At 69.0% G+C, this 7,670-nt stretch carries 1 protein-coding gene; it reads left to right on the forward strand.

The annotated features are described in order from the left end of the window. The coding region (locus ACLQ2W_RS33650) for an SDR family NAD(P)-dependent oxidoreductase (protein ID WP_425791904.1) at positions 1-7,670 on the forward strand (7,670 nt) is incomplete at both ends.

Here is a 7,670-nt window from a genome sequence, read left to right on the forward strand (position 1 = left end):
TCTGGTGTCGAGGCGCCGGGGGTGGTTGCCGGGGTTGCGGGGTCTGGTCGTCTGGCGGTGGTGTTTTCCGGGCAGGGTAGCCAGCGGCTCGGGATGGGCCAGGGCCTGTATGAGGCGTATCCGGTGTTCGCGGAAGTGTTCGATGAGGTGTGCGCGTACTTCGACCAGCATTTTGAGCGGCCGTTGCGGGACGTGGTCGCGGGCGAGCCGGAGCTGTTGGATCAGACGGTGTACACCCAGGCGGGGTTGTTCGCGGTGCAGGTGGCGTTGTACCGGCTGCTCGACTCGTGGGGGGTGGCCCCGCAGTATCTGGCCGGACACTCGATCGGTGAGTTGAGCGCGGCGTATGTGGCCGGGGTGTGGGACCTGCCTGACGCGGTGGCGGTGGTGACCGCCCGGGGCAGGTTGATGCAGGCGCTACCCGCTGGTGGCGCCATGGTGGCGTTGACCGCCAGTGACGTCGAGGCGCAGGAGCTGATCGCCGGGCACACCGATCTGGTAGGCGTCGCGGCGGTCAACGGTCCCCGCTCAACAGTGATCTCCGGTGACCAGGATCTGGTGCTGGGCCTGGCGCAGCAGTGGCGAGACAGCGGCGGCAAGGCGCGGCAGTTGAAGGTCAGTCACGCGTTCCATTCGCCGTTGATGGAGCCGATGCTGGCCGAGTTCGCCGACGTGTTAGCCGGGGTGGTGTGGCGGGAGCCGACCATCCCGGTGGTCTCTGGCACTCCGGGTGCGGATGTGACCGAACCGGGATATTGGCTGGCGCATGCCCGCCAGGCGGTGCGGTACCACGATGCGGTGAACGCGTTGCGTGAGCGAGGCGTGGGTGTCTTCCTCGAACTGGGCCCGGACGGCACGCTGACCTCGATGGCCGACCCCGACACCCCCGACACAGACGTGTGGCTACCCGCGCTGCGAGCTGAGCGGGACGAGCCGCAGACACTGCTGACCGCGGTCGCGGGTGTTCACGTACACGGCGCGGCGGTCGACTGGTCGACAGTGCTCGGCACGAGTAGCGGCCCGACCCAGCCGGTTGCCCTGCCGACCTATCCGTTCCAGCATCAGCGGTTCTGGCCGCAGACGGGGCTGGCCGGTGTGGGCGACGTCCGGGTGTTGGGGCAGGGTTCGGCTGATCATCCGTTGTTGCGGGCGGCGGTGTCGTTGGCCGATGGGGACGGGGTGTTGTTGACCGGCCGGTTGTCACTGGCTGCCCAGCCGTGGCTGGCCGATCACGCGGTGTTGGGCTCGGTGCTGCTGGCGGGCACGGCGTACGTGGAGTTGGTGATGTATGCCGGGGACCAGGTCGGGTGTGCCCTGGTGCAGGAGTTGACGCTGCAGACGCCGTTGGTGCTGCCCGAGCAGGGCGGGGTGCAGGTGCAGGTGTGGGTCGGCGATCCCGACCAGGCCGGTCAACGGCCGGTCAACGTGTACTCCCGGGCAGAGGATGTGCAGGGTTCGTGGACTCGGCATGCCACGGGTGTGTTGAGCCCGCGGTTTGGTCGGGTTCCGGCGGGCTTGGGGCAGTGGCCACCGGCCGGTGCCCAGCCGGTGGTGGTTGACGGGTTGTATGAACGGTTGGCCGGTGGTGGGTATGTGTACGGGCCGGTGTTCCAGGGCTTGCGGGCGGTGTGGCGTGCCGACCGGGATGTGTATGCCGAGGTGACACTGCCCGAGCACGCCGAAGCCGACGGGTTCGGACTACATCCGGCGGTGCTGGACGCGGCGCTGCACCCGATCGGGTTGACCGGACTGCTCGGCGACGACGGGGCGGTGTTGCCATTCGCGTGGAGCGGGGTCCGGCTGCACGCGACTGGAGCGAGGACGCTGCGGGTCAGGCTGACACCCGCCGACGACGGCGCTTTCGCGGTGGCGGTGTTCGACACCGCAGGCCAACCGGTACTGACCGCGGACTCGCTGGTGCTGCGGCCGGCAACCACCGACCAGCTCGCCGCCGGGGTGCCAGACACGGCGCAGTCACTGTTCACGGTGGAATGGGTACCGCTACCAGACGCCGAACCCGACGCCACGTCGGTGGCTACCGAACTTGTCTGGGCATGGCACGGCCAGCGGCCGCAACCCCTACTGGTGCCTCACCCGCCAGCCCGGCTTGACGGCGAGCTGCCTCCCGTCGTGGTCGCCGAACTGCCATTCCCGGACGATGCTGTGGGTGTTGTCGAGGCTACGCACGCGGCGAGCGCGTTGGTGTTGGGGTGGGTTCAGGATTGGCTGGCCGATCCGGGCACGGAGGGTTCCCGGTTGGTGGTGCTCACCCACGGTGCTACCGATGGCAGTGACCTGGCCGCGGCCGCGGTGTGGGGCCTGGTCCGTTCCGCGCAGTCTGAACACCCCCACCGGTTCATCCTGCTCGACACCGACCTCGACACCGACCACGGCAGCGAACTGGGCAGGATCCTCACGGCGGTGCTCGACAGCGGCGAACCGGAGATCGCGGTACGCGCCGGTGAGCTGTATGTCCGCCGGTTGACCCGAGCCGGTACTGGCCGGCTGCCTCTGCCTGGCGCTGACGGTTTGTCGGCGGGGTTGCATGCGGGTGGCACGGTGGTGGTCACGGGTGGGACCGGGGTGTTGGGTGGGTTGGTGGCCCGGCATCTGGTCACTACGCATGGGGTTAGGCATCTGTTGTTGTTGTCGCGGCGGGGTCCAGCCGCGGCGGGGGCGGCGGAGTTGGTCGGTGAGCTGACTGAGTTGGGTGCGCGGGTGCGGGTGGCGGCGTGTGACGTCGCCGACCGCGACGCTTTGGCCGAGGTGTTGGCGGCGATGCCGGCTGAGCATCCGGTGGTCGGGGTGGTGCACACCGCGGGAGTGCTCGATGACGGGGTGATCGAGGCGTTGACGCCGCAGCGGCTGCACACGGTGCTGCGGGCCAAGGCCGACGCGGCGTGGTGGCTGCACGAGCTGACCCAGGATATGGATCTTGCGATGTTCGTGGTGTATTCCTCGGCGGCGGCCACGCTCGGATCACCAGGACAAGGAAACTACGCCGCCGCGAACGCGGTCCTGGACGCCTTGGCACTGCGGCGGCAGAGCGAGGGCCTGGTCGGGCAGTCACTGGCGTGGGGGCTGTGGGCGCAGCAGTCGGCGATGACCGGGCATCTCGACGAGCTCGACCTGGACCGGATGCGACGCGGCGGCTTTCTTCCCATGTCCTCCGAGGAGGGACTGGCGTTGTTCGACGCCGCAGTGCGTACCGACCGGCCACAACTCGTGCCGATCCGGGTGGACCTGCCCGGGCTGCGTCGCGCCGGCGCCGGTGGCCTGCCGCCGTTGTGGCAGGCGTTGGCCGGCGGCTCAACCCGCCGGGCGGCGTCCACCGCCGATAAGCCGGTGGATCTGGCCGCCAGGCTGGCTGCTATGGGGGTCGAGGAACGTCAGCGGACAGTTCTGGAGCTGGTGCGTACCCACGCGGCCACAGCTCTTGGTCACGACAGCGCTCAGGCAGTCGCACCTGATCGGGCGTTCCGCGAGCTCGGTTTTGACTCGTTGACCGCGGTGGAGTTGCGTAACCGGCTGGCTACCGCGACTGGGTTGTCGCTGCCGGCCACGCTGGTCTTCGACTACCCCACCCCGGACGTGTTGGCCCGGTATGTGCTGACGGAACTGCTCGGTGAGCAGGCCGATGTCCTCGTGCCGGTAACGGTTGGTGCGGGTGTTGATGAGCCGGTGGCGATTGTGGGCATGGGGTGTCGGTATCCGGGTGGGGTGGGTGACCCGGAGGAGTTCTGGCAGTTGCTGGTCGAGGGCGTTGACGCGGTGGATGGGTTCCCCGCCGATCGGGGCTGGGAAGCCGGGTCGTGGGATGACCCGGATTCGGCGGGGTCGGAGACCACGTATGTCCGCAAGGGCGGCTTCCTGACTGACGCGGCGTTGTTCGATGCGGGGTTCTTCGGGATCAGTCCGCGGGAGGCTGTGGCGATGGATCCGCAGCAGCGGTTGTTGTTGGAGGTTTCCTGGGAGGCGTTGGAACGGGCCGGGATCGACCCGTCGGGGCTACGCGGCTCGGACACCGGCGTGTACGTGGGCCTCATGTACCACGACTACGCGATGCAGTTGGCGGCGAGCCCGGCTGAGACCGAGGGATATGCCACCGGGACCAGCGGAAGCGTGGCGTCAGGGCGGGTGGCGTACACGCTGGGTCTGGAGGGTCCGGCGGTGTCGGTGGATACGGCGTGTTCGTCGTCGTTGGTGACGGTGCATCTGGCGGCGCAGGCGTTGCGCTCGGGTGAGTGTTCGATGGCCCTGGCCGGCGGTGTGACCGTGATGGCCACCCCGGCAGCGTTCGTGGAGTTCTCCCGGCAGGGTGGGTTGGCCGCTGACGGGCGGTGCAAACCGTTCGCGGACGCCGCCGACGGTACGGGTTGGGGCGAAGGCGTCGGCATTGTGGTGTTGGAGCGGTTGTCGGATGCCCGTCGGCGGGGGCATCAGGTGTTGGCGGTGCTGCGGGGCAGCGCGGTCAACCAGGACGGCGCCTCCAACGGGTTGAGTGCTCCGAATGGGCCGTCGCAGCAGCGGGTGATCCGTCAGGCCCTGGCCAACGCGCGGCTGACGCCGGGCGACGTGGATGTGGTCGAGGCGCACGGCACGGGCACCAGGTTGGGTGATCCGATCGAGGCACAAGCACTCATCGCCGTTTACGGTCAGGACCGGCCGGCGGGGCAGCCGTTGCGGTTGGGGTCGGTGAAGTCGAACATCGGTCACACCCAGGCAGCCGCAGGCGTCGCCGGGATCATCAAGATGGTCCTGGCGATGCGGCACGGGCTGATGCCCAGGACACTGCACGTGGACACCCCCTCATCACATGTGGACTGGTCGACCGGATCGGTGCAGTTGCTGACCGAGGCCGCACCGTGGTCGGTCAACGGCCGGCCACGACGCGCTGGGGTGTCCTCGTTCGGGATCAGCGGCACCAACGCCCACCTCATCCTCGAAGAAGCCGATCCCGTACCGGATACGGCGTTGGGTCGTGAACCGGCCCCGCCGCTGGCCGGTGTCGTGCCGTGGTTGTTGTCGGCCAAGACCGAGGTGGCGTTGCGGGCGCAGGCGCAGCGGCTGGCGGGGTTTGTGGCCGACCGGCCTGACGTGGAGCCGGTGGTGGTGGGGCGGGCGTTGGCGGCCCGGTCGGTGTTCACGCATCGGGGTGTGGTGCTCGGTCAGGATCGGTCGGCGTTGGTGGACGGGTTGCAGGCGTTGGCTTCTGGTGTCGAGGCGCCGGGGGTGGTTGCCGGGGTTGCGGGGTCTGGTCGTCTGGCGGTGGTGTTTTCCGGGCAGGGTAGCCAGCGCGTCGGGATGGGCCAGGGCCTGTATGAGGCGTATCCGGTCTTCGCTGAGGCGTTCGATGAGGTGTGCGCGTACTTCGACCAGCATCTTGAGCGGCCGTTGCGGCATGTGGTCGCGGGGGAGCCGCGGTTGCTGGATCAGACGGTGTATACGCAGGCGGGGTTGTTCGCGGTGCAGGTGGCGTTGTACCGGTTGGTCGACTCGTGGGGGGTGGTGCCGCAGTATCTGGCGGGGCATTCGATTGGTGAGTTGAGTGCGGCGTATGTGGCTGGGGTGTGGGGTCTGGCTGATGCGGTGGCGGTGGTGGCCGCCCGGGGCAGGTTGATGCAGGCGCTACCTGCTGGCGGCGCCATGGTGGCATTGACCGCCAGCGACGCCGAGGCGCAGGAGCTGATTGCCGGGCACACCGATCTGGTAGGGGTGGCGGCGGTCAACGGTCCCCGCTCGACGGTGATCTCCGGCGACCAGGATCTGGTGCTGGGCCTGGCGCAGCAGTGGCGAGACAGCGGCGGCAAAGCCCGGCAGTTGAAGGTCAGTCACGCGTTCCACTCGCCGTTGATGGAACCGATGCTGGCCGACTTCGCCGACGTGCTGGCCGAGGTGACCTGGCGGGAGCCAACCATCCCGGTGGTGTCCGGCACCCCGGGTGAAGATGTGACCGAACCCGAGTATTGGCTGGCGCATGCCCGCCAGGCGGTGCGCTATCACGATGCGGTGAACGCGTTGCGTGAGCGAGGCGTGGGTGTCTTCCTTGAGTTGGGCCCGGACGGCACGCTGACCTCGATGGCCGACCCCGACACCCCCGACACAGACGTGTGGCTACCCGCGCTGCGAGCTGAGCGGGACGAGCCGCAGACACTGCTGACCGCGGTCGCGGGTGTTCACGTACATGGCGGAGCGGTGGACTGGCCGACGCTGCTCGGCACGAGCGCCGGTCGGCGGGCTCTGGAGCTGCCGACCTATCCGTTCCAGCATCAGCGGTTCTGGCCACAGCCGGCGGTGGCCGGTGTGGGGGATGCTCGGGTGTTGGGGTTGGGTTCGGTTGATCATCCGTTGTTGGGTGCGGCGGTGTCGTTGGCTGATGGGGACGGGGTGTTGTTGACCGGCCGGTTGTCGGTGTCTGCGCAGCCGTGGCTGGCCGATCACGCGGTGTTGGGCTCGGTGCTGCTGGCGGGCACGACGTACGTGGAGTTGATGATGTACGCCGGGGACCAGGTCGGGTGTGCCTCGGTGCAGGAGTTGACGCTGCAGGCGCCGTTGGTGTTGCCCGAGCAGGGCGGGGTGCAGGTGCAGGTGTGGGTCGGTGATCCCGACCAGGCCGGTCGACGGCCGGTCAACGTGTACTCCCGGGCAGAGGATGTGCAGGGTTCGTGGACTCGGCATGCCACGGGTGTGCTGAGCCCGCAGGCCGGCCGGGTTCCGGCCGGGTTGGAGCAGTGGCCACCGGCCGACGCGCGGCCGGTGGCGGTGGACGGCTTGTACGAGCGGTTGGCCGATGGTGGGTATGTGTACGGGCCGGTGTTCCAGGGTGTACGGGCGGTGTGGCGTGCCGACCGGGATGTGTACGCCGAGGTGGCGTTGTCCGAGGAGGTCGAGACCGGCGGGTTCGGGTTGCATCCGGCGGTGCTGGACGCGGCGTTGCACCCGATCGGGTTGACCGGGCTGCTCGGCGACGATCAGGCGGTGTTGCCGTTCGCGTGGAGCGGGGCCCGGCTGCACGCTACCGGAGCGAGGACGCTGCGGGTCCGGCTGACACCCGCCGACGACGGCGGCATCGCGGTAGCCGTGTTCGACACCGCCGGCCAGCCGGTACTGACCGCGGACTCGCTGGTGCTGCGGCCGGCAACCACCGACCAACTCGCCGCCGGGGCGCCGGACGCGGCGCAGTCACTGTTCGCGGTGCAGTGGGTGCCGCTACCGGACACGGAACCCGACACCACGCCGGCGGCTGCCGAAACGGACTGGGCATGGCATGGGCAGGTTGACGGCGAACTGCCCCCCGTCGTGGTCGCCGAACTGCCAGCTCCGGACGACGCCGTTGGCGTTGTCGAGGCTACGCACGTGGCGAGCGCGTTGGTGTTGGGTTGGGTTCAGGATTGGCTGGCCGATGCGGCCACGGAGGGTTCCCGGTTGGTGGTGCTCACCCACGGTGCTACCGATGGCAGTGACCTGGCTGCGGCTGCGGTGTGGGGCCTGGTCCGTTCCGCGCAGTCCGAACATCCCCACCGATTCATCCTGCTCGACACCGATACCGATACCGACACCGATACCGATACCGACACCGATACCGACACCGATACCGACACCGACACCGACACCGACACCGACACCGACACCGACACCGACACCGACACCGACACCGACACCGACACCGA

The organism is Micromonospora sp. DT227, from assembly GCF_049841835.1.
Lineage (GTDB): Bacteria > Actinomycetota > Actinomycetes > Mycobacteriales > Micromonosporaceae > Micromonospora.